This is a genomic window from Saprospiraceae bacterium (assembly GCA_016717265.1).
GTDB lineage: Bacteria > Bacteroidota > Bacteroidia > Chitinophagales > Saprospiraceae > Vicinibacter.
In genome coordinates, this window is record JADKFX010000001.1 from 3,792,811 (window position 1) to 3,817,659 (window position 24,849).

A 24,849-nucleotide genomic window follows, 5' to 3' on the forward strand; every position below is an offset into this window, starting at 1 on the left:
TTTTTCCACTTTTCGATACAAAACTTAAAGTATTTGGTGAAATGCAAAGAAAAACCAAACCCATGGAAATTCCTTAAAATGCTTGTTCATTCTTTACCTTCCTCTAGTATTAACATTCATAACCGGAAAACGCAACTGAAAGCAACGCCATCTAGAGGCTCCAATGAAATCATTCAATATGCCGTTTGACTTAATCAATTTAGAATTGAAGAACTTACTTGAAATAAAATCATAAGTTTCGGGTATGCAACAAAAAACTGAATTTTTAACAAAAAAATAATATTAAAAAAAAAATTGTGTCCAAATCGCAGTGGATATAATCCAAAAAGTAAATCCGCAAAATGGAATAAAAATAAATTAAATTAATTTTTTGGGAGCAGTAAAAGTACTTCATCAAAAACATCACTGCTTAATTTTTTCAAGTCTGATGTACTTCCAGAAATCAATGGCAATTTTTTAACTAGTTTTTTACCCCGTTTCAAATTCGCTTGTAATTTAATTGTGGTTCCTTCAATTTTATAGAAGCCATCCAACATATAAGCATTTGGATAAGAAATTAAATCCCAATAAACAAGTTCAGCTTCTGGACCTTCAGCCATGATTCCTCTAAAATATTCAGAAAGTGCATCATTGACACCTAAGGAATCTCCAGATACAATTTCCTCTGAAAGCATATGCCGAATAAAAACTGGTTTAGACTTCACATCGGGTATTTGTAAAATAGTATCCATTACTCCTATTGGGAAACTGGTACCACTTTTTGGAATTGCAAGCACAGGTACTTGTATTTTATTTATATTCTTAGCTAATTCAGGAACTGTTTTTACTGCATGGCTAAACAAATTTTGAACATCCACATTTTTATTTACTTCAACGGCAAAGCCTTTAATCCCTTGAAGTAAACTATAGGTTAAAAGTCCTTGCCCATATTCACTCGCCTCAAAACTAACTTTATCTGCTGCGCTACCAGAAAGGATAAACATCCCCATTTTATCTTTTAAACGATCCAATGCAATAATTGCTGAAGGACTTAAATCTCTTGCTGCGACCCCATCAAAGGACTCTGATGCATTTCCTGAATGGCAAGCATCAAATATTAAGACTTGCTTTCTGGCTGCTATAGGCTTTATTAAATTTTGCAATTCTTCAGAAGATAATGCAAACTTCTCACGCAAACTTTGATTTCCTAAGTCGGCTTCTGTAGAAATGTCTTGTGTCAAATAATAGAATGGCGCTTTATCACCGATTCTATAAGTAGCACCATGCCCTGAAAAATAAAGCATCAATACATCTCCTTCTTTTGCTATCGCTGCATATTCCTTTAGAATTTTTTCGATATTCTTTTTGTTTGCAATAGAATCCGGATTCCGTGCAGCCGTGGTTAATAACTTTATATGCAGTGGTTTTTTAAATAATCGTTTACCAATTTCGCTAATCCCTTTTGCCATATAGGTAGCATCTTTATCCGGAAACACTAAATCAATAGCAGTGCCAGCATAATTTGAGGTTCCTACAAATAATGCAAATAAACTTGGTATCCCTTTGAACGTTTTGACAGGCTCCTGGTTCATATCATTTCCAGATCCACCTTTGCTACCTTTCAATGGATATAATGGAAGATCAATAGATTGACTTTTTAACCAACCATTAGCACTATATACACGCAAGGATATTTGATTACTATCGACAGCCAAATATTTTTGGTAAGGATTTAAATTTATGATCAGCTTCGTTTTGTTTTCAGGATTTACATTTTCGTTTACTTCCCGATCATTTATAAATAATCCTAATTTACCCATTCCTCCTTTTCTAACTTCTATATTTACTTCAATGTCAGTATCGTTTTGAAAATTCGCTTCGATTTTAGGAACTAATTCTATAGAACCGAAATTTGATACATCCCGAAATTCAATGTTTAATATACCTAAACTTCCAGCCAACAAACCCGGTTGATAATATTTTTCTTTTAATTGATCCAAATCCACCACTTCCAAATCTACTATATAATAATAACTCGATTTGTCTAATGAATTTGCCGAAGCATCAAATAATCCTTTTGGATTTTTTACAGCCCAATCTATCGAATCTAATGAAACCATGGTTACCATTTCCTGTCCTGAATTACAATCCCAGAGTTTTACTGTTCCATCAGCACTTCCGCTAATTAAAATTGTATTGTTTGACATGAAATTCAAGCTTGTTACTTTGCTTGTATGACCTACTAAATTCTTTGAATTTTGAGTTTCAGGATCCCATAAAGTTAAAACCCCATTATCAGCGCCGGTTGCAAGAAACTTTCCATCTTTTGAAATAGTCAAGGAAAAAAGTTCTTCCATTGGCCTGCCGAGTTTTCCAGTATTTTCACCTGTACTGATATTCCAATATTGAGTTAATCCATTATAATTCGCAGTTATAACAGATTTACTATCCGTTGAAAAAACCAAACTATTAATTTGTGATTCCGTATTTATTACGTTCAATGGATTTCCTAAGAGATCAAATAATCGAATGACACCTTCATAACTTCCGGTAGCAATAAACTCACCATTCGGAGAAAAAGCTGCTGTATAAACTTTTTCAATCTGATTTAATTTAGAGATGGTGTCTCCATTTGTTTTCCACAACATGGTACATCCACTATAACAAGAAGCGAGAAATGAATTCCCATCCTTAGAAAAGGCCACTGATGTTACTCTATCCTGTAGTTTCTTTGTAAAAATTACATTTCCTTTTACATCCCAAAGTTTTACTGTCTTATCATCACTTCCTGTCAAAATGAGATTATTATTGGGAGCATATGCAACTGCATTTATTCTTGCTTCATGCTTTTTATAACTATTAAAGGTATTATGAAAAACATCCCATACTTTTAAAGAGTTGTCTGCGCAACCCGTAACAATAATTTGGTTATCAGGAGAAGAACATACGGAAGTCACTACTTGCGCGTGCCCTTTAAAATACTTCATTGGTTTTCCTTTCAAATCCCATTGAATAATCGGCTCCATTTCAACTTCTGTACTGGTGTAAATTGATTTCCCATCAGCAGAAAAACGGACTGCACTCAATCCCCAATTATAAGCTTTAAACTCTCTTAGGACAAGCCCATTCGTATTCCATATTTTTACTTTTCCATCAAAACTCGCAGTGGCAATCAAATTACTATCTGGGGAGAAATCACAGGCAAGAATTTTATCCAAATGAGTTATGTGTTGTAATTCCACTCCAGCACTGGACCAAAGCCGGGCAGTTGGGATTTTACCATTCGTAGTGGTAACAATAAATTTTCCATTTCGTGACATGCAAAGTTGCATTACTGCCTCAGGGTGAGCAAGCGTTTGGGTGCTACCACTTTTTAAATTTCTGATAACCGCCGTTTTGTCTGCACTTCCTGTAACTATGGATTTTCCATCCTTTGAAAAAGCTACACTCGTAACGACACCTTTATGTCTAAAAACTGTTTTATTTGATCCATTTACATCCTGAAGGATTGCTGTAAAATCATCACTTCCGCTAAGTATTCTCTTACCATCTGGCGAGAAGGACACAGCATTAATACTCTTAGTATGGCCTCCAATTTTTGCAATAAGTTCGCCTGTAAGTTTCAATATGCTCAATTTGGCATCCGTTGATCCAAGCAAAACAGAATCACCACCCGGTGAGAAAGTCACCGCTTGCACTTGCTCTGTCAAGGTGAATTTTTGAATTTCATGAGTACCAGCATCCCAAATTTTAGCTGTATTATCCCGGCTACCACTCAAAATATAAGCATTTTTTGTAGAAACTGCCAATGAAGTTACGCCCCCAGTATGGCCAATTGGAATGACCAAATTAGGCACTTGGGCATACCCAAACATTAAAACAAAAAAGAAAAAGATAGTCAATTTAACTTTCATTTACCTATATTTAAGCAAGGTTGGCATCTGTTTAACCCATATACTTAGCAAATATTTTGCCAAAAACTGAGTATTATAGATCTTTTATAAATAAACTATCATTCAATTTCAACCAAAGCTTGATTTCAAAGCACCCATTATTACCAGCACGATCACAATATGGAGGAATAAAATATTGAAGATCATTTTAAAAAATTAAATTTGCGAAGTATTTATAATTTAAAACGTAACAAATCTTGCGTTTAAATAAATCTTAGATCTACTATTGTTTTAATGCAATAAAGGTAATTTAATAATACATGAATTTTTAAAATGCAAGAGCTTAAAAGGACAAATTCTTCAAATATGGATTTTCAATTTCTTGTAAATTTTTTAGATCAAGACTTGAAAATAAAAGATGGAGATGATCATGCATTCTATGCGCAATATAATAAATCAGATAACATTCAACATGTAATTATATACTATTCTGATAATATACCTATAGGCTGTGGAGCCATTAAACCATATGAAACCAACATTGCCGAAATCAAGAGAATGTTTGTTATGCCTGCTTCTCGGGGTCAAGGGGTTGCATTAAAAATATTATATGCACTGGAAGCTTGGGCAAAAGAATTAAACTTCCAGGAATGTATATTGGAAACTGGAAAAAAGCAAATTGAAGCTTTAAAACTTTATCCTAAAGCAGGATATACGATAATACCAAATTATGGTCAATATCAGAATATGGAAAATAGTGTTTGTATGAAAAAGACACTTTAATAATACCTATTTAACAAAGCTAAATTAGATTCCTGAATGATCATATGAATCGACTCGAATATTAAATAATTAGGTACCATAAATAGTAATATCATAATGACGAACTTAGAATGCATCCAACATTTTTACAATTGCTTTGCAAAAGCTGATATTGAAGGTATGCTCAGTTGTTACCACGAGAATATAGAATTTGAAGATCCTGCATTTGGTAAATTATATGGCTTGGATGTATCTAAAATGTGGCGTATGTTAATAATTCGATGTAAAGGCCAGCTTCAAATTAGCTACAAAAATGCATTTGCTAATGATAAAACAGGAAGTGTCCAATGGAAGGCGGAATATGAATTTAGTCAAACGGGAAGAAAAATTGTAAATAATATTACTGCGCACTTTGAATTTAAAAACGGAAAAATAATAAAACATTCCGATCATTTCAATCTATGGAAATGGACACAACAAGCATTTGGATGGAAGGGATATTTATTCGGTTGGACTTCCTTTATGAAAAATAAAATTCGCAAACAAACAAATACCTTATTAAATAAATTTGAAGTTCGTTAAAGTAAATAGTTTATATAATTTAATAAACTCAAGTATATACTAAAATACAAACTCAAGAAGTATAAACACCCTAATGCATTGAAAATGTGCTTTAAGATACACAATCGAATTTCAAAAAGATTTACTAATTCGTTAAAACTCTAAACTCAGTCCGTCTGTTTTTTGCATGTTGGTCTTCAGTGCAATTTGCACCATCCGGACAAGGTTCTTTTAATCGACTTTCGCCATAGCCTTTAGCGACTAAACGTTTTCTTGCAATGCCTTTTGAAACAAGATAATCCACCACAGATTGAGCTCGTCTTTGAGAAAGGTCTACGTTATATTTTGCTGAATTCCTTGAATCTGTATGAGAATTTATCTCGATTTTAATCCCAGGTTTTTCCTGCATAAGATTCCATAATTTTTGATTAATAACATCCTTCGCTGCATTGGATAGGTTTGCACTATTTAAAGCATAATAAATAGGCAGTACATTAAAGTCCGTTAGTTTGCAATCAATTTCTTCCCATTCTGTATTGCTTCCTTTTTTCTCCAAAATCCGGGTTGTTTGATTTTCATATTGCGGAGCAACTTCTATATTGCGAACAGTAGCATCTTTAACTAATACTCTTTTTTGTACAGACTTATATACTGCTGGGATTTCAATTTCTTTAACATGTGCTTCCGTCACAAGTTCGTCTCTTATAACTGCCATCTTCTTAACAGGCATTTCTTGTGCAGTTGAGTTTTCATTTGTACCTATCTTTTTTACTGAAAATGGGATTCTTTGTTCTGGATACTCAACATTACATAAATATACACAATCAAAGGGATTTTTTGATTTACAGTTTTGGATCGAAGTCCTGGTTTCAAGTTTTGAATATGCAGGTTGTGTTACAACTTCCTCAATGAGATCAATAAACTTTACAGGTACTATTGTAAGTTTATTAAAATTATCAGCAATGACTATTGAATCGGTAACTTTCTTGAAAACTGCAGGAATGATTTCCAATTTCTTATATGCAGGCTTGACCAATACTTGTTCGGTCACTGTTTTAAATTCTGCTGGTACTATTTCTAATTTCACATACCCTGGTACTTTTGTTATTTGAACATTTTTCTCACGCCAAGTATCTTCCGTCTTGCATTGAATATAACACATACCGGGTTTAGGATCTTTAGGATATCCTATTTGTGCACAAAGCATATTAAAACTGAATATACACATTAGAATAGGTAATATGAACTTACACATAAATTGATAAATTTCGCTAGATTTGAATTTTAAATGAATATTTCGAAGTAAAATTAAATGAATTTATCTAAAATAATAAAAAATACTCATATATTTTCTCAAAATGTGGTCAAAAACTCAATTTTACTTCTAAAATCCTCTAAATATAGAAACTTAGTTCTAATTGCATTTATAGTCTCCTCAAGTTGCTCAAAAAAGCCAGCAGAAATATTTATTGACACATCGAAAAGTCGAATTGAGAAAATTCAATTTATGGATCTTCAGGGCAAAAAATTTACGCTCTCTGAATTTAAGGGAAAGGCGATTTTTCTAAATTTCTGGGCAAGTTGGTGTGGTCCATGTATTCAGGAGATGGAAAGTATAATGGCACTTAAGGATCAATTTAAAGATAGTTTAATTTTCCTGGCTGCTAGTGCAGAAGACCAAACTCAAATTGAAAAATTTATTTCAAAACATAACATTAATTTAAACTTTGTACGACTGACGGGATCTTATCTGGACGCTTATATTATTTCTTTGCCAACCACCTTATTGATTGATCGTCATAGCAAACTCCTGGAAGAAGTTGAAGGATATCGGGATTGGACTGATGAGGCCAATGTGCAGAAAATAAAACGGCTAATAAAATATTAAAAATTTAGGGTGTTCAAGTATTTCAAAGGACAAAGGGTTTTCATTAATACGTTTAAACTTCTGATTATTTTCCAATTTTTATCCCATTCGACAATTATTGGATAAAGCAAAAGTTACAATATGGAGTTTCTATAATCCTACCCTGGTTATCATTCATGAGGGTATTTATTTATAAATCGCAGGAAGTTTATAAAGTATAAATGCTATCACTTAAAATAGCAAAAAAAAAGAGTTCATAAAATAACAAAGGATGTGCTATTTTATGACTTAAAACAAAAAAAGGAGACTGCATATTATGCAGCCTCCTTGCTTTTTTAAAGATCTATTCCAAATGTATATCTTACAGGGATTAGAAGTTTAAAACAAATAGATTCTTAGAAATTATAATATTCTGTTGCAGTACCCGCTTTAACACGTAAGCGATATTTTTTTCCTTTCGGTAAATTTTCTGCATTAATAATCATGTCGCCTGCAGGATTTCTTCTCATTTCCCAACCACCTGTAATTGGCTTACCAGCAGGGTCAAGAACATCCATCGAAAGATCTAAACCTGCATTTTTTCCTTTAAATGGATTAGCAGATAATAATTTAGATGTTGGTTTGCCACCTTTCATAGCAGCTGGCAACTCTACATAAACTTTAGCACAACATTTTGGTCTTTCTGTTGGACTACCAGTTGCCGAACCTTGCTTGCCAGCATCTGTACCAACAGCTTGAGCAGACACTGAAGAAGTTAAAAGCATTACAAATAATGCGGAAAAAAATAAAATACAATTTTTCATTTTAAATAAATTTTATTGTGATCAAAAAAAAAGTTTTACACTCCTATGGGTTCAACAAATTCAAATCTTTTCAAATTTGCAGAACGACATCATTGAATACCACAATTTAGAATTAGTTATCAACAAAATCAAAAAATATTTAAATAATGTTTGAAGTGCGTCCATTGAATGAAATTAAAAATGATAAAATCAAAGCATGTTATACCTACCGAGTCTGCCAGCGTTGTAAAACTTGCACATTCATTTGGAACGTTTGGTTCGTTAACTATAATTTCATATACAATACTTATTTAAGTTTCTAATCTTTTCTAATTGTAGAATGAAAACTCTTTAAAATAGCTGGATCTTTATAAGAGTGGAGATTAAACTACCATTAAAATAAACGCAAGTCCTTTAAAAACAATCGGTAATCAAATAAATTAATTAGATTAAATACCTGAATTTCAGTAATTAATATATTATATATTTATTATCTATTTATGTTTTCATAGCACAGCATTCCTTCTGCATTTAACTTTTAGTATATACCGAAATTAATCAAATTTTGATTCAAAAAGGTAAATTCAATCCTATTCTATAAGTTGAAATTCCATGATTCCGTCTAATTTCCAATTTATCAGCTCTATTTTTGTAGAACCAACTCCTTTTAGATACGGATGTTCCCTTGGTTGTTTTAAACCAGCGAATAAATACTAGACCTATGATATTTGAGGAGCTATTAAGAGGAAAATCCAACTAATTTTATAAAAAAGGCCTGGGTCCAGCCTACAGGGGTAACGGTCATCTATTGACCCCATTTTCCAATAAATAGCCGTATCTTGTAAAATCACCCGTATTGGTTCCAATCTCCTTCAGAGTTACTATATTTAGACCTTCATAAAATGAAAGCTGATTTTATTTAACAAAAACCACTCAATGAATGGTAACTTTTTCAATACTTAAGATATCTAATGACATGCAAATCGTGTTAGAAAACAATATTAAATTGCTTCGTAGTGGATTCATGCCACAGCTTTACCTCTTGGCAATATTACTCCTTATGAATTCCTACAAGGGTCAGGCTCAAACAAAAACCTCAAACAAGAAAGCTTTATTAATAGGTGTTGGCGCATATCCGGGAGATGGCGGCTGGGCATCTTTAAATTCGAAAAATGACATGAGCCTGATCCAGGATGCTTTGAAAACGCAAGGATTTCTTAGTGAAAATATTTGTACAATTTCTGATGATCAAGCTACGAAACAAAATATTATTGCAACAATCAAAACAAAACTGATCAAGGAAGTAAAAAAAGGCGATATCATTTATTTTCATTTTTCAGGGCATGGGCAACAAAAACCGGATTTAAATGGGGATGAAGTAGATGGCTATGACGAATGTATCGTTCCGTTCGATTCTCCTAAAAAATATAAACCAGGTATTTATGAAGGTGAAAATTTAATTACCGATGATGAACTTCATGCTTTATTTCAAAGCGTCCGTAAACAATTGACTAGTTCTGGTCAGCTTATTGTTGCTCTGGATGCTTGTCATTCGGGAACTGGCACAAGAGGTGCTGCCATTTCCAGAGGAAGTTCAGAACCAATGGCAAGTTCGGAATACATAAATAAAACAATCCAGCAAAAACAAAGCAAAGAAAATAATGAAATCAATTCAAACCAGAATTCAATTGGTGTAAATGCTGGACTTGCTCCTATGATCGCATTTTTTGGCTCTGCTCAAAATCAAGTAAATTATGAAATGACAACGGATCAAGGACAACAATTTGGATCCTTGAGCTATGCACTTTCTAAATATTTAGTAGAATCAAAAAAAGATGAATCTTATAGAGGCCTTTTTGATAAAATTAAAATTGAAATGAGTTCTATAGCCCCTCTACAACAACCTCAGGCAGAGGGCGATTTGGATACTGAAATTCTGAATGGAAAAGCACTTGGATCTGCAAATTATTATAAAGTAATTTCTGCAAGTACCGATGAACAAATCGTTATTAATGCAGGATTTTTACAATCTGTAAATGAAGGTTCAGTCGTTGGATTTTTTCCAAGAGAAACAAGAGATATAGAAAACACCAAAGCAATTGTACTTGGTAAAATAGCAAAAAGTATGACTTCATCATCTGTTGTGACTTTAGATTCTTCCGTTGCACCTCAAGTACTTCATGATTCCTGGGTATACATATTAGAAAAAAGTATGGGCAGTTTAAAAATTGCAATTGACATTCAAATTACGGAACCAACTTTAGCAGAAAATGTAAAAAACAAATTATTTTCTTATCCTTTTATTGTTGATGATGCCAAAAATGCAAAATTATTTATTGCAGAAAAAAAATTACCCTCAGGTCAGTCACAAATCGTTTTAAATACTATTGACAATTATATTTTGGACAGTTTTTTAATAGAAACCATGAATGCTGGTTCAATAAACAAATTAACCAAGAAAATTACACAATATCTTCAAGGGCTGTTTTTAAGGAAGCTAGAATTGGTTAGCGAGGATCTTCAATTGAGATTCGAAATTATTCCAATTGACAAATCATCAAATACTTCAGATACTACAGAATTAGTCGCATTAAAAGCAGATGCAGACGGACAAAAAAGGATGCGTGTAGAAGATCAATTCAAGATTCAAGTGATTAATGAAGGAATAAAGCCAGCGTATTTCAATTTAATTGATATTCAACCTGATAATATGTATACTATATTATTACCAGATCCAAATCAAACAGCAGAAGAAATGAGAATATTGCCGAATCAAAAAAAATTACTACCGCTGGTATTTGTTGTTTGGCCACCAAAAGGAAATGAACTTTTCAAATTGGTTGCTTCCAGCAAGCCACTTGATTTAAGATCTGCCTATGGAACTCGCGGAAATAAAAATCAAAACCCATTTGAAAAACTCTTTGATGAAACTGGAAATGTTGAATTTTACAGGACCCGAGGAGGAAAACCAACGTCTCTGGGAAATATGGAAATTAATACCTATACACAATCGTTTATAATTGCAAATTAATCCAAATTATGAAAACTATTTATTTACTTTTCTTTGTATTTTTTAGTCAACTTTTGCAAAGTCAAAATCAAGACTTAAACATTTATTATAATGTATTTAAAGATAGCTTGTGGTATATGAAAAACAACAAGCCAATAGATGAACCTATTGTAAAAAAAGGTCATCAGGTTTATTTTCATCTGGTAGAATTTAATAATTACATTTATCGGGCTGAAATTAAAGCGACACACAGTACTGCGCCTTTTGGTGGAGCAGCTCCAAATAACAGTGTGGTTAAAGGATTATTATCTGGACTCGTTAGTGGAATTTTACCTGGCATAGGATTGCCGCTTTTGAATTCTCCAATTTTTGGAAATTTATTAGGCGCCATGCCTGAAGAAGATGCATTGAATGCCAGCAGAGGTTCAAATGATGAATTAGTTGAATTTGAAGAAAAATTAAAAGAATTAGAATCGGCAAGAGAAGAAATTAATCTTGTATCGAGTGAAATAAATAGTCGAAAAAAATCATTGGCATCCTTAAACAACAGTCTTGAATTTACAAATTCTCTTAGCAAGAATCCGAGTATTTCACCTGGGTTAATAAAAGAATTACTGATCAATCATTGTTGTGAAGTATTTTTAAAACCTGCCAATGCAGAAATTATATTAGATGATGTTTCAATTTTGAATTCCAAATTAATGGAAATTCCATTGCTTGAAAAATCTCTAAAGTCTAAAATACTTACGTATCAAGGCAATTTAAAAAGTCTACAAAAACAACGGGTACGATTACAAGAAACAGATCATGGGATTGATGCATTATATCCCCTAATTAAAAAATTAGAAGCGGCCGAATCACAAATATCAACAAGCGTTGCAGATTTTTCGAATACCCTTGAAAATCAAACTGCTGCTGACTCACAAATTGAAAACAAAGACTATACTTCTAAAATTCAACAATACTATTTAAAGTATCATGAGATTAGAGAAAATACATTTTCGTATTCCCATCATACAGGGGTTGAACAAAAGTTTTTAATTTATGAACTTGATCTTTATAAAATTGATAGTCTTCAACTCGACAACGCTCAAGCACAACGTGTTAAGCATATTGAAGTGAAAGTAAAAACATATGGCGGTGCTGCTTTTGGTGTGAGTGTAGGGATTACCGGATCGAAATTTACAAAAACACCACAAAATTATTTTGTAAGAAATGTGAATGGATTTAGTAAAATTTATTCAAATGATGCTGATCCATATGTACCTATGATCTCCGCGTTATTTAGTTTAAGTTATGACTTGCGAACTGTTATTACACCGAGCCTTTCATTAGGAATTGGAATTCCTTTTTCAAAAAACGAAAGTGTAGAAAATTTTGCAATCTTTGCCGGTCCAGGTTGTTATATTGGCAAAAAACAATCATTTATGCTATCTACCGGTATTATGTTTTCAAAAGTAAAAGTATTGGCATCAGGCTTTAATGTAGGAGATGAAATCATCATTGGCGAAGGCGATATTCCTACAGACAAAAAGTATAGTTTTGGTTATTTTGTAGGTCTTACCTATAACATTGCAGCTAAATAATCACTAATCATTAAAATGTTTAGAATTTAATTAAAAGCTAGTTTTTAGCGCTGTTTTAAGTTGAATATTTTAAAATTTAGAATGGATTCTAAATAAAGAATGGAGTTCATTTAGAAATTAGAAAATAAATTTAGTTATAAATTATTGAATATTAAGCATTTAAGAAATAATAATCCATTTATTACCCGACTCTAATGGCATCTTTGTCGAATTCGATCATTAAGCAATTATTCACTTTTTTTTGACCTATTCCCAGTGAAAATCTGCGTCACAGGGCTTACCTTTGCAGCGATTTTTAAAATCGAATCGGCAATTAGGCGTATGAAGCAGATTATTATTTTGTTTATTGTGGTATTTGTTGGCTCAGGTAGAATTTTTAGTCAGGAAAGTACTTCTGGTGCAAATAATTCTATTGTCCAGGATCATTCACATGAGGGTCATAACCATGATGATCATGCTGGCCATTCCCACAACAATGTAACTCCAGCTAGTACGCAAGAGACTGCTCCTCAAGCGGCAGCTCATGCTTCTACAGAAGATCACAAATTTGATCCGAAATCAACCGCTTTCCACCATATATCAGACCTCAATGTTTACAGTATTGGACCCTGGAACTTTCCGTTACCCTGCATCTTGTATTCGCCAGACAATGGTTGGTCTTGTTTTTCTTCAGGTAAATTTCATATAGATAATGCGCATCATGGAAGTGGTCATAAAGTAATAGATCGATATGTTTTAAATCAAGGTCGGGTAAATCGAATTGCGGATCCTAGCTTACCTTCTGGAGCATTAGAAATTCAAACTATAATTTCCAAAAAAGTGACTGTAGGCGGGAAGGAAAAAGAACAGGATTTTGCAATTATAAATGGAATAGAATACGCATTAGATAAATCCAGTACTGCCGATGGCGGTCTTTTTGGAGGTGGATTGACTTCTTTTTATGATTTTTCGATTACGAAAAACGTATTTAGTATGCTCTTTGTATTTTTATTATTAAGCTGGGTATTTTTATCCATGGCAAAAAATTATAAAAAAGCTCCAGGCACTGCTCCTAAAGGTGCTCAATTATTAATGGAACCTTTGGTAATTTTTATACAAGAAGAGGTGGCAAAACCATTTTTAGGACCTAAATGGGAGCGTTTTCTCCCAATGTTACTTTCGATTTTCTTTTTTGTATTAGGATTAAATCTTTTTGGACAAATTCCATTTTTAGGAGGATCGAATGTTACTGGTAATCTTTCATTTACTATGGTCCTGGCATTGATCGCTTTTATCGTTGTAAATTTTAATGGAAATAAACATTATTGGGAACATATTTTCTGGATGCCTGGAATTCCTGCCTGGGTAAAAATCATACTTACGCCGGTTGAAGTTTTAGGTGTACTTATTAAGCCTTTGACCTTAATGCTGCGTTTGTTTGCAAATATTACAGCAGGTCATATGGCTATATTAATATTTATTAGCTTGATTTTCATATTTGGAAATTCTGGGGCAAGTACGGCCGCCGGACTTGGTGCTTCCATAGGCTCAGGTTTATTAACCGTGTTTATGATGTCTATTGAATTATTAGTGGCCATGATACAAGCATTTGTATTTACACTCTTGACAGCTTCTTATATTGGAGCTGCCACAGAAGAACATCATCACGCTGAACATTAAGCAAAATAAAAATTTATAAGATAGCAATAAAGATTGCAATCAAAAAATTAGATTTATTTAAATTTTTCTTCCTTTTTGTTTCATAAAATCAAAAAGGGTCAATCTTGTTTTAATTTTTTATTCGAATTGAAGTGCAGATTGAAGGTAGTTTCAGAGACCGTTGAACTACTGTGTGAAAAAACAATATTTTTTTTGAAACCATATTATTCATTATAAAACAAATTTTTTATGGGAGGTTCAATTGCTGCTATAGGTATGGGTTTGGCTGCTATCGGAGCTGGAATTGGTGTAGGTACTATCGGAGGTAAAGCTCTGGAAGCAATCGCACGTCAACCAGAAGCTCTTGGTGACATTCGCGCCAACATGATTTTGACTGCTGCACTTGTAGAAGGTGCTGCTTTGATCGCTATCTTGTTTGCATACCTTGTAGCCTAAACTAATCGGGAAGGTATTCAGCGGTTGGCTATGTACCTTCTCTTTTTTAAATTAAAAACGATACTATTAAAATGATAAATTTTTTTTATAGCATAAGCCTGGTTGATTTTTCTCCTTTGAAACCAGATTTCGGACTCTTATTTTGGTCTAGCGTATTTTTTCTATTATTTTGGTTTTTGATTGGTAAAATGGCTTTTAAACCAATCGTAAAAGCTTTAAAAGATCGTCAAGATGAAATTCAAAATTCATTGGATGCTGCAAAACAAGCACGATCTGAAATGTCCAATTTGAAAGTTGAAAATGAAAAAATACTTGCCGAAGCTCGGGAGGAAAAAATGAATATCATCAAAGACGCAAAAGAATCTGCCACGATTGTAATTGCGGAAGCTCGGGATAAAGCAAAAGAGGAAACACATCGCATCATGCAACAAGCGAAACAAGATATTGAAACTGCTAAGAAAGCAGCTATGGTTGATGTAAAAAATGAAATCGGCGTAATGGCTTTACAAATCGCTGAACGGGTAATTAGAAAAGAGCTAAAAGATAAACAACCAAATATTGAATATGTCAATAAATTGGTTGATGAAATCAGCAATTGAGAATTTTTAATTTGTAATTCCTAATTTAATAAATGTCACAAATACAAATAGCCGAACGATATGCCAAATCTTTAATCCAATTGGCACAGGAACAAAACATTCTTTCAGAGGTATTTGAAGATATTAATACGGTTGCTGAAGTTTGTAAACATCCTGAATTTAATTCCATGCTTAAAAGTCCTGTAATTTATTCAGATAAAAAAATTGCCATTTTTAAGCAACTTTTTGAAGGAAAAATTCAAGCTCTCAGCATGCGATTTTTTCATTTATTAATGGAGAAAGGTCGGGAATCTGTGATTGCACAAATTTGTCATGCATTCATTGAACAATTTAAAGTCATTAAAAAAATTAAAACGGCCCGAATTATTACAGCTACTGAACTTAGCATAGAAGAATTGGAGCATATTAAATCCCGCTTTTCATTTTGGTTAAAAGCAGGAGAAACAATGCAATTAAGTCAGAAATTAGATCCAAAATTAATTGGCGGTTTTATTATGGAAATGGGTGATCAGAATTGTGATGCAAGTATAAAACGACAATTGGCAGAAATGAAAGAAAGTTTATACGATAAAAGTTATATCAGTTTAGTAGAAAAAAGATAAAATCATCAATAAAAAGTATCCAACAACAATCATCTAACAACTAATAATTAATATCATGGTATCAATCAGACCGGAAGAAATTTCAGCAATATTAAAGCAACAAATTTCAGGCTCTAATACGGCTGCATCTTTAGAAGAAGTAGGAACCGTACTCCAGGTAGGAGATGGAATTGCTCGTGTTTATGGCTTGGCCAATGCACAGGCTGGAGAACTTGTAGAATTTGAAACAGGTGTTCAGGCTATTGTATTAAACTTAGAGTTAGATAATGTCGGTGTCGTATTGATGGGACCTTGGGACGGAATAAAAGAAGGTTCTAAAGTTAGACGCACAGGAAAAATTGCTTCTATTGATGTTGGTGAAGGTATGGTTGGACGTGTGGTAAATCCACTAGGTCAACCCATAGATGGAAAAGGACCGATTGCAGGAACTCGTTATGAAATGCCAATTGAACGGAAAGCACCAGGCGTAATTTTTCGTCAACCTGTGAACGAACCTTTACAAACAGGAATTAAAGCTATTGATTCTATGATTCCTATCGGTAGAGGTCAACGGGAATTAATTATTGGTGACCGTCAAACTGGGAAAACTGCGATAGCACTAGATACTATTATCAATCAAAAAGAATTTTATGACCGCGGCGAACCTGTATTTTGCATATATGTTGCTTCTGGACAAAAATCATCTACGGTAGCTAAAGTTGCTAGAACTTTAGAAGAGTATGGTGCAATGCCTTATACTGTGATTGTATCAGCATCTGCTGCAGACCCTGCACCATTGCAGTTTTTTGCTCCTTTTGCAGGAGCCGCTATTGGTGAGTTTTTTAGAGATACTGGTCGACCAGCATTAGTAATCTATGATGATTTATCAAAACAAGCAGTTGCTTACCGGGAGGTTTCTTTATTACTTCGTCGTCCACCAGGTCGAGAAGCCTATCCAGGAGACGTATTTTATTTGCATTCAAGATTATTAGAACGTGCAGCAAAAGTGATTAACAATGATGAGATTGCAAGAAATATGAATGATCTTCCAGATTCTTTGAAAAAAGCAGGAATCGTAAAAGGCGGAGGTTCATTAACAGCACTTCCAATTATTGAAACACAAGCAGGAGACGTTTCTGCTTATATTCCTACAAACGTTATTTCTATTACGGACGGACAAATATTTCTGGAATCCAATTTATTTAATGCTGGCATTCGCCCTGCAATCAACGTGGGTATATCAGTATCCCGGGTAGGTGGTAATGCGCAAATTAAATCCATGAAAAAAGTATCTGGAACCCTTAAATTGGACCAGGCACAATATCGTGAGCTAGAAGCTTTTTCGAAATTTGGTTCCGATTTAGATGCTGCCACCAAAGCCGTTTTAGATAAAGGAAAACGAAATGTAGAAATATTGAAACAAGCACAGTATAGCCCGGTTTCTGTAGAAAAACAAGTGGCCATGATTTATTTGGGTACTTTTAATTTATTGAGAGATGTACCTGTAGAAAAAGTAAAAGATTTTGAAAATGTCATTTTAACAACCCTTGAACAAAAACATCCGGCAATTTTGGAAAACTTCCGGAAAGGTGCTCTAAATGATGAAGATACCAATGTTTTGAGATCCATTGCTTCAGATATGAGCTCACAGTATAAAGTATCTTAATCTTAGCAATTTAATTAATCTGAATTTTTATGGCAGCAAATTTAAAAGAAGTCCGGAATCGAATTAAATCCGTAGTCTCTACCCAACAGATTACCAAGGCTATGAAAATGGTTTCTGCTGCAAAATTAAGAAAAGCACAACAGGCTATTCAGCAATTGAGGCCTTATGCTAACAGATTAAATATAACCTTAAGCAACATCCTGTCTGGTGGTGATTCTGGAAGTGGCATTTCTTTAGGAAAAGAAACTTTGAAACAAAAACCTTTAATGATCATTATTACATCAGATCGGGGTTTGTGCGGTGCATTTAATGCAAATATTTTAAAGCTTGCATTCTTTTATACAAAAGAACATTATGCTGAACAATATGAAGCTGGCAATTTAAGTTTTTTGTGTATCGGCAAAAAAGGATTTGATTATTTCAGACGTCGTTTTCCAAAAGCGACTTTCATTGACCAATATCTTACATTATACAGTAATCATAATTTTGAAAAAATTGCGGAATTAGCAGATCGATTAATGATCGATTTTCAAAATAGTACATTTGATCAATTGGAATTATACTACGGTCGTTTCAAAAATGCTGGTACCCAATTTCCGGAAAGAGAACAATATCTTCCAGTAGGAAAATTAGAGGTAGAATCCAATGTTAAAACTGGAATGAAAGCCGATTATATTTTTGAACCCAATCAACAACAACTCTTAGAAGAATTGATTCCTTCTATACTTCAAACCCAACTTTTTAAATGTCTTCTTGACACCCAAGCTTCAGAACATGGTGCTCGTATGACCGCCATGGATAAGGCCACTGAAAATGCGGAGGATATGTTAGGAGAACTCAGAATTAATTATAACAAGGCGCGTCAAGAATCTATTACAAAAGAATTATCTGAAATCGTAGGAGGTGCAGCAGCTTTAGAGGGTTAATTTTTTTAAAAAAATTGACAGACGTACACTAACAAACAACCGTCAAATCCCCATTCTTCATAATTAAAGATCCATTCAGCTCTACTAATGGAGCATACCATATATACACTCTTAATAATACATTTTGTCCATTCCCTTTTCCATCCTAGACCAAATGAAGTTCATTTGGATTGAAATTTTGTTTTCGCCAAACTAATGCTCCTCAATGTTATAAATCATAAGTGATTTGACAAATGAAATAGTCTTGCCATTGACGAAAATAGTAAACCATCCATTTATTCCTTCTGGATTCATACTGTTAATGTATAAATTACTGCATTCTTTTTAATTCTTAAATTGCTGGTTTTTTATACCTCCTACAATAAACGATGAAGCCTATACAGGGATTTAAAATTAATCCAAGGCCGAATCCAAAAACATAATTCTACAATTGTTCCATCCTGTTTTCAATAATAAATATGGATATAAAATAATATTTATCGCATTCCTTGATTTTATTTTTTTACATTCTTTAGTAATCTCTAAATGATTGTTTGTTCTATATTCCTTTTAATGTACAGGCAATTCTTTTTCTTTCAATTTCAACAGACAGTACTTTTACCATTACTTGTTGATTCAATCGAACCACCTCTAAAGGATCTTTTACAAAACGATCTGCCAATTGTGAAATATGTATAAATCCACTGTCTTTAATCCCTAAATCAACAAAAGCTCCAAACTGTGTAATGTTTGTGATAATGCCAGGTAACATCATTCCCTCTGACAAATCATTTATACTCCGAATGTCAGAAAAATCAAATTGCTTTGCTTCTCCACGTGGATCGAGGCCTGGTTTTTCCAATTCTTTTAAAATATCATTCAAGGTAGGAATGCCAATCACATCAGTAACATAATTTTGAATTACAATTTTCTTCCGCAATTCAGAATCCAGGATTAATTGATTTATATCACAGTTTAAATCCTTTGCCATTTGTGTTACAAGACTGTAGGATTCCGGATGTACTGAAGTATTATCCAATGGATTCTCTGAATCCCGAATACGCAAAAAACCAGCACATTGCTCAAATGCTTTATTACCTAATCGGGGTACCTTTTTTAATTGATCCCGATTCGAAAATGAATGTATCTGATCTCTGTATTGAATGATATTCTGTGCTACTATCGGACCTAATCCTGAAATATATTGTAGCACATGTTTACTTGCCGTATTTAAATTAATTCCAACAAGATTTACACAATTTGATACACAACGATCTAAACTTAGTTTCAATTCTTTTTGATTAACATCATGTTGATATTGTCCGACACCAATACTTTTTGGATCAATTTTTACTAATTCTGCCAACGGATCCATTAAGCGCCTTCCAATACTAATAGCGCCTCGTATAGTCAAATCTAATTCCGGATATTCCTCCCGTGCAACTTCACTTGCAGAATAAATAGATGCTCCTGCTTCATTCACCATGAACAATTCAAGTTTAGCTTCTCTTTTTATTGTTTGCAAAAAATCCATCGTTTCACGTCCTGCAGTTCCATTCCCAATTGCAATTGCTTCGATATGGTGCACCTGAATTAAATGTTCTAATAGTTCTTTGCTTTTCTGAATTTCAGCTTGTGGTGGATGTGGAAATATTGTTTGATAGGATACTAAATTACCTCTGTTGTCTAAACATACTACTTTGCATCCACTTCGAAATCCAGGATCTATACCCATTACAAATTTTTCGCCAAGTGGTGCTGCCAATAATAATTGCTTTAAGTTTTCAACGAAAACAGAAATAGCTGCCACATCTGCTTTATCCTTGCTACTTTGGCGAAATTCAGTTTCAATAGAGGGTTGCAGTAACCGTAGATAGCTGTCTCCAATAGATCGTTTTAACTGCTTCGCACAGTCCCCATAAGATGTAATAAGATGCTTTTCAATATCTGTTAAACAAGAACTATTTTCTGGCTCCATTTTAACTCGTAAAAAACCTTCCTCCTCTCCTCTTCTAATAGCAAGTAATCGATGGGATGGACATTTTGATAAGAGCTCCTGAAATTGAAAATAATCCCGATACATTTTACCAGCTTCTTCTTTTCCTTTCACTACTTTAGAAAAAATGATTGCAGATTTGTTAAAATGATTCCTGACCAAATTTCGAATTGTCAAATCTTCATTAATCCATTCGGCTATGATATCACTCGCTCCGAGTAAACCTTCTGCTTCATTTTGAATTTGATCATTTATAAAAGTGGCTGCAATAGAATTTAGATTTTTCTCTTTTTGTTCCATTATTATTTTTGCTAATGGCTCCAATCCTTTTTCTTTTGCAAGATCTGCTCGGGTTTTCCGTTTTTGCTTAAAGGGGAGATACAAATCCTCCAATTCCGCTAAAGTTTGTGCTCTTTGAATTTTATCGATTAGTTCTGGTGTTAATTTACCTTGTTCTTGAATACTTTCAAAAATCAATGCTCTGCGCTTTTCAAGTTCTCCCGCTTTCTGATTTAAATCTTGAATTTGTGCTAATTTCAATTCATCTAAAGAACCCGTTGCTTCTTTGCGGTAACGAGCAATAAATGGAATGGTAGCACCCGTTTCAAACAAATTAAGAACGTTTTTAACATGCTGTTCAGGAATCTGAAGAATTTTAGAAATTTTATTTGAATACATAGCGTGAGAGATTCTTAATTTCAACTTGATACGGGTTCAAAATTAGCTGAAATTTTGAAAATAGGACTGGCTGATTCATTGGAAAAATAAGCTAAAATTAATGTGAATCGTATTTGGAATCGTAAATTTTACATACATGTTTCTTGCGCTATATAAATTAAAATTTGGAATGCAGAAGTGAACTCATAGCAGTCCATCTTTTCAACGAAAACCAGGATTCAAAAAAATGTACTTCCATCAAACAAAATTCAATCAAAAATAAATTTCGAAGAAAACAACTGTTGATTTCGCTCATATGATAATATATAGATTCCTGCGTTTTCTATTGGAATAAAACTCGTTGGGAATTTTTTTCCTGCTGCAATCTCTATGCCCTGAAGGTTAATCAAGCTCCAATTTTTAGTTTCAAAATTTGATTGAACGAGAATCCCTTTGTTTGTATTTAAAATTTTTAAAGATGGATCTGTTGAAATTTCATCTTGAGCAGTTGTTTTTTTAAAGCTCCCTTTCTTAAAATGAATGGTATTATCATTGAGATCCTGCCAGCACAAATAAAAATTACCTTGATTAAAACCCACATCAGGTGAAGACTGACTTCCATTTATATCTTTATTGATTCGAATCGTATTTTTTATTAAATCACCAGAATTTTGACCTGTAAAGTAGGTAAAATAAATATCCATACTCGTAAATAATTCATTCCAACAAATACCAACAGTATCTTGATTACCACTTATTCGAGGATAATTTTGTTGAAAGTTTCGACCTTGGGTATGATTCATTATTTGAAATGCATCAATTTTTTTTGTGTCAATATTTAAACGGGAATAAAACACTTTAGAAACTCCAGTTCTGCCACTAGACCAGCAAGTGTGCAAATTTTGACCATTAAAAAAACCATCTCCCCCAGTAGAAGGACAGGACTGCAAAAACCAATCAGCGGTATCTAATTCTTGTGTAATGTCAAAACTTAAACCATTATTTTGCGAAATTGCTGCTGTCATGTTTCGAATATTATTTCGATTATTCCGGTAAAATACCGCTATGCGATTTCCATCCGTTTCCATGCTCACCGGACAACAATCACAAGCCTCCCCTTTGCTTTTATCGGTTACTTCTGTATAAGGATCAAAACTATTTCCAAAATCGGACGAACGAATACTTACATATTCTGGACTTGACCAATCTGTTTTAAACCGCATATAACTCACAATGGGTTGATAATCTTTATCGATTGCAATACCTGGAAACCGACTAAAAAAACCGATTGGATGTACAACCGGTATTGGTAACGAAAATGTTTTACCAAAGTCAATAGATTTTAGCAAATAAATTTTGCCAGTTTCAGCAGGATCTTCTTTATAAACTATATAAACATATTGATCACGACCTGCAATTTCTGTACTTGCCCAATTCGTAACAAAAGCTTTAGTTTGCTTCATATTGATATTGAGTATAGAAGACAAACTATCCTTCTCCCAAAAGGAGTAATGGATACTTTGAGAATGTTCATTACCCCATACCAAAATCCCATGATCTTGATCCAGAGCTAAAATTCTTGGCCGTATATTACTGCCAGATCCACCAGTAATAATCTTTTTATCTTCGGTCCAAATTATCTCTTGCCCCACCAAGTTTATTGAAATCAAGGAACAAATAGTATTTAATAAAACAAGAACGATTGCTTTCATGTGGTTTGATTTTAATTGTACTACCTTTAACCATACATAAAAGTATAATATGTCGACAGGATATTTGCGACTATTTTTCAAAACGGCTTAGTTTTTGCAATATTTAGAGTTCCTATGAAAGCCATTATTCCAGTTGCCGGTGCAGGTACTAAACTGCGGCCACTCACCTATACACAGCCTAAACCTTTAATACCGGTTGCAGGAAAGCCTATTATTGGTTATATTTTAGATCAATTAATTGCAGCTGGAATAGAAGAATATGTATTTATTTTAGGCTATTTGGGTGAAAAAATAAAAGAATTTTTAGAAGATTCATATCCAAATATTCGAAAACAATACATCATTCAAGGTGAACGACTTGGTCTTGGACAAGCCATTTACATGTGTAAAGATATCCTGCAAAATGAACAAGAGGTATTAATTCAATTGGGAGATACGATCTTGGACATTGACATTTCTGTGTTTCAACATTCCAGTTATAATACATTAGCAGTCAGGAAAGTTACCGATCCTAGAGAATTTGGAGTCGTTGAACTCAATGAGCAAGGATTAATAACAAGATTAGTAGAAAAGCCACAGATTCCGGTATCAAATCTTGCGATTGTCGGGCTTTATCTTATTAAAGAATGGGGCAAACTATTAAATTGCCTGGAAACAAATATCCGAAATGGAAGAAAAACCAGAGGTGCTTTTCACCTTACAGATGGTTTGATGTGTATGCTTGAAAACCAAAGCCGATTTGAGGTTATGGAAGTAAAAAACTGGTATGACTGCGGGAAAAAAGAAATCCTCCTTTCTACCAATGCAACGATGTTAGCCCGAAGAAATCAAAACCCAATACCACAAGCTTATGATCAAAGCATTTTTATTCCACCAGTGAGTATTGGAAATAATTGCCAGATAAAGCATTCTATCATTGGTCCTAATGTTTCCATCGGTGATCATAGTCAGATTTCAAATTCAATCTTAAAAGATGCTATTATTGGCAATTTTACCAGCCTGGAGGACGTTGTATTACAACACTCAATTATTGGCAATGATGCGGTTATAAAAGGCCGATTTCAAAGTTTTAATATTGGGGATAATACAGAAATTGATATGATTTAAGTATTGTATTAAATTTACCCGATTTTATTTAATTCATTATCCTTGTGAATTTATAGTTCACAAATATTTTAATCGATTTGATACTACCTATGAAATCAATAATTTATGCAGCATTATTTATTGCCATTCTATCAAATTGCAGTAAAAAAGAAAGCTGTCCGCCAGATGTTATTTTAGGAAGTTTGGCTTTGAATTCAGCCTCAAAAGAATTTCTTCCTTATGGCAATATTCGATTTGTCGAATTTGTTGATAGTGCTGCATTAGATACTGCCGTATTATATAGTTTTAATGGTTTAATTCACGACACAAGTCGAACGGTAATTGAAAATATATGCTTAATAGACGAAGAACGCGCAGACAGATATTTCAATTCTGAGCATTTAACTGTAGATTATTTTGATTTGGATACAAGTAGAAAATTTAGGATCATAGGAAATGTAAGTATTAATGAAGATTTTCGTTCAAAATCTTCTACACTTCAAAATCCGGTATTGTATGATGAATTAAAATTAACAGTACATCGCACAAATCCCAGCATTAGTAGCGGCGTAGCAACACTTGAATTTGTAACCAATGATCGTGGCAATTTAAATATTCTCAGCGACACCTTGAGATCCAGAATTCAACGCTATAGTTTGGTTCCGGAAGTTACAATACACGATTCTGTTTATAAAGATGTATTTGTGTTTAAATATCGGGATACAGCAGTATTTTATTTCAAACCTAATCAAGGATTAGTTGCTTTCCGCGATATTAATAGCAAATGGTGGAATTTGCATAAAAAATATTAGTACTGTTTTCGCTTTTCACGGCAATATTAATGGAGCGTATAGACTCCCATCTGAACCTCAGATTAACTGAATTTAAAGTTACAAATGGATAGCGTTTATAGGATTCATAAATTCATCCGGAAATTAAACGTTCTGCCAATAGTTTGACTAAACTATTTGGCAATCCAATCTCCTTCTATTTTCAATGATTAAAATCCATTTCTGTTAATAAGATAAAGAAAACAGGATGAGAAAAAAGGAAGCGTCTTAAGAACAATTTATTACATTAAATCTTTAAAAAAGAAAAGTATTCTTGCGCCTA

Annotated in this window: 18 protein-coding genes; 13 read left to right on the top strand and 5 right to left on the bottom strand. The window is 33.4% G+C overall.

What is annotated here, in order from left to right; all coding sequences use genetic code 11:
• Positions 1-362: 362 nt before the first annotated feature.
• Positions 363-3,893: a caspase family protein gene (locus IPO86_14855; protein MBK9729386.1), complete on the bottom strand. Its 3,531-nt coding sequence runs from the start codon at positions 3,891-3,893 to the stop codon at positions 363-365.
• Between the two features lie 312 nt (positions 3,894-4,205).
• Between IPO86_14855 and IPO86_14860 the strand changes: the two genes are divergently transcribed.
• The gene (locus tag IPO86_14860) at positions 4,206-4,655 is read left to right on the top strand and encodes a GNAT family N-acetyltransferase (GenBank protein MBK9729387.1); all 450 of its coding nucleotides are present in this window, start codon (positions 4,206-4,208) and stop codon (positions 4,653-4,655) included.
• A 96-nt stretch (positions 4,656-4,751) separates the two neighbouring features.
• On the top strand, positions 4,752-5,216 hold the full coding sequence (locus tag IPO86_14865; GenBank protein MBK9729388.1) for a nuclear transport factor 2 family protein: 465 nt from the start codon (positions 4,752-4,754) through the stop codon (positions 5,214-5,216).
• Positions 5,217-5,340: 124 nt separating this feature from the next.
• Here the strand turns inward: IPO86_14865 and IPO86_14870 are convergent, their stop codons facing one another.
• Entirely contained in the window at positions 5,341-6,450 is a 1,110-nt protein-coding gene (locus IPO86_14870; protein ID MBK9729389.1) for an OmpA family protein, read from the bottom strand.
• Between the two features lie 252 nt (positions 6,451-6,702).
• Here IPO86_14870 and IPO86_14875 point away from each other — a divergent pair, with 252 nt between their 5' ends.
• The gene (locus IPO86_14875) at positions 6,703-7,083 is read left to right on the top strand and encodes a TlpA family protein disulfide reductase (protein MBK9729390.1); all 381 of its coding nucleotides are present in this window, start codon (positions 6,703-6,705) and stop codon (positions 7,081-7,083) included.
• A gap of 374 nt (positions 7,084-7,457) precedes the next feature.
• On the opposite strand, the gene IPO86_14880 is transcribed toward IPO86_14875, so the two are convergent.
• On the bottom strand, positions 7,458-7,865 hold the full coding sequence (locus IPO86_14880) for a hypothetical protein (GenBank protein MBK9729391.1): 408 nt from the start codon (positions 7,863-7,865) through the stop codon (positions 7,458-7,460).
• A gap of 1,039 nt (positions 7,866-8,904) precedes the next feature.
• Here IPO86_14880 and IPO86_14885 point away from each other — a divergent pair.
• The 8 genes from IPO86_14885 (at position 8,905) to atpG (ending at position 18,306) form a co-directional block, all read left to right on the top strand.
• A complete protein-coding gene (locus IPO86_14885; GenBank protein ID MBK9729392.1) occupies positions 8,905-10,875 on the top strand; it encodes a caspase family protein in 1,971 nt (656 codons plus the stop codon).
• A gap of 8 nt (positions 10,876-10,883) precedes the next feature.
• Positions 10,884-12,440, top strand: coding sequence for a hypothetical protein (locus IPO86_14890; GenBank protein MBK9729393.1), 1,557 nt, complete (start codon positions 10,884-10,886; stop codon positions 12,438-12,440).
• Positions 12,441-12,761: 321 nt separating this feature from the next.
• Positions 12,762-14,099 (top strand): F0F1 ATP synthase subunit A, encoded by a 1,338-nt coding sequence (atpB, locus tag IPO86_14895; GenBank protein ID MBK9729394.1) that lies wholly within the window; start codon positions 12,762-12,764, stop codon positions 14,097-14,099.
• Positions 14,100-14,327: 228 nt separating this feature from the next.
• On the top strand, positions 14,328-14,534 hold the full coding sequence (gene atpE / locus IPO86_14900; GenBank protein ID MBK9729395.1) for an ATP synthase F0 subunit C: 207 nt from the start codon (positions 14,328-14,330) through the stop codon (positions 14,532-14,534).
• Positions 14,535-14,605: 71 nt separating this feature from the next.
• Positions 14,606-15,133, top strand: coding sequence for a F0F1 ATP synthase subunit B (atpF, locus tag IPO86_14905; GenBank protein ID MBK9729396.1), 528 nt, complete (start codon positions 14,606-14,608; stop codon positions 15,131-15,133).
• A 32-nt stretch (positions 15,134-15,165) separates the two neighbouring features.
• A complete protein-coding gene (atpH, locus tag IPO86_14910) occupies positions 15,166-15,735 on the top strand; it encodes an ATP synthase F1 subunit delta (GenBank protein MBK9729397.1) in 570 nt (189 codons plus the stop codon).
• A gap of 55 nt (positions 15,736-15,790) precedes the next feature.
• Positions 15,791-17,380: a F0F1 ATP synthase subunit alpha gene (locus IPO86_14915; protein MBK9729398.1), complete on the top strand. Its 1,590-nt coding sequence runs from the start codon at positions 15,791-15,793 to the stop codon at positions 17,378-17,380.
• Positions 17,381-17,409: 29 nt separating this feature from the next.
• On the top strand, positions 17,410-18,306 hold the full coding sequence (gene atpG / locus IPO86_14920; GenBank protein ID MBK9729399.1) for an ATP synthase F1 subunit gamma: 897 nt from the start codon (positions 17,410-17,412) through the stop codon (positions 18,304-18,306).
• Positions 18,307-18,844: 538 nt separating this feature from the next.
• Here atpG and IPO86_14925 read toward each other — a convergent pair.
• Together IPO86_14925 and IPO86_14930 are read right to left on the bottom strand one after the other, a co-directional pair.
• Entirely contained in the window at positions 18,845-20,959 is a 2,115-nt protein-coding gene (locus IPO86_14925; protein ID MBK9729400.1) for an RNA-binding transcriptional accessory protein, read from the bottom strand.
• Positions 20,960-21,207: 248 nt separating this feature from the next.
• Complete coding sequence (locus IPO86_14930; GenBank protein ID MBK9729401.1) at positions 21,208-22,650, bottom strand: hypothetical protein; 1,443 nt, start codon at positions 22,648-22,650, stop codon at positions 21,208-21,210.
• A gap of 114 nt (positions 22,651-22,764) precedes the next feature.
• Here IPO86_14930 and IPO86_14935 point away from each other — a divergent pair, with 114 nt between their 5' ends.
• Positions 22,765-23,757: a glucose-1-phosphate thymidylyltransferase gene (locus IPO86_14935; protein ID MBK9729402.1), complete on the top strand. Its 993-nt coding sequence runs from the start codon at positions 22,765-22,767 to the stop codon at positions 23,755-23,757.
• Positions 23,758-23,846: 89 nt separating this feature from the next.
• Positions 23,847-24,548: a hypothetical protein gene (locus IPO86_14940; protein ID MBK9729403.1), complete on the top strand. Its 702-nt coding sequence runs from the start codon at positions 23,847-23,849 to the stop codon at positions 24,546-24,548.
• The last annotated feature ends 301 nt before the right edge of the window (positions 24,549-24,849 follow it).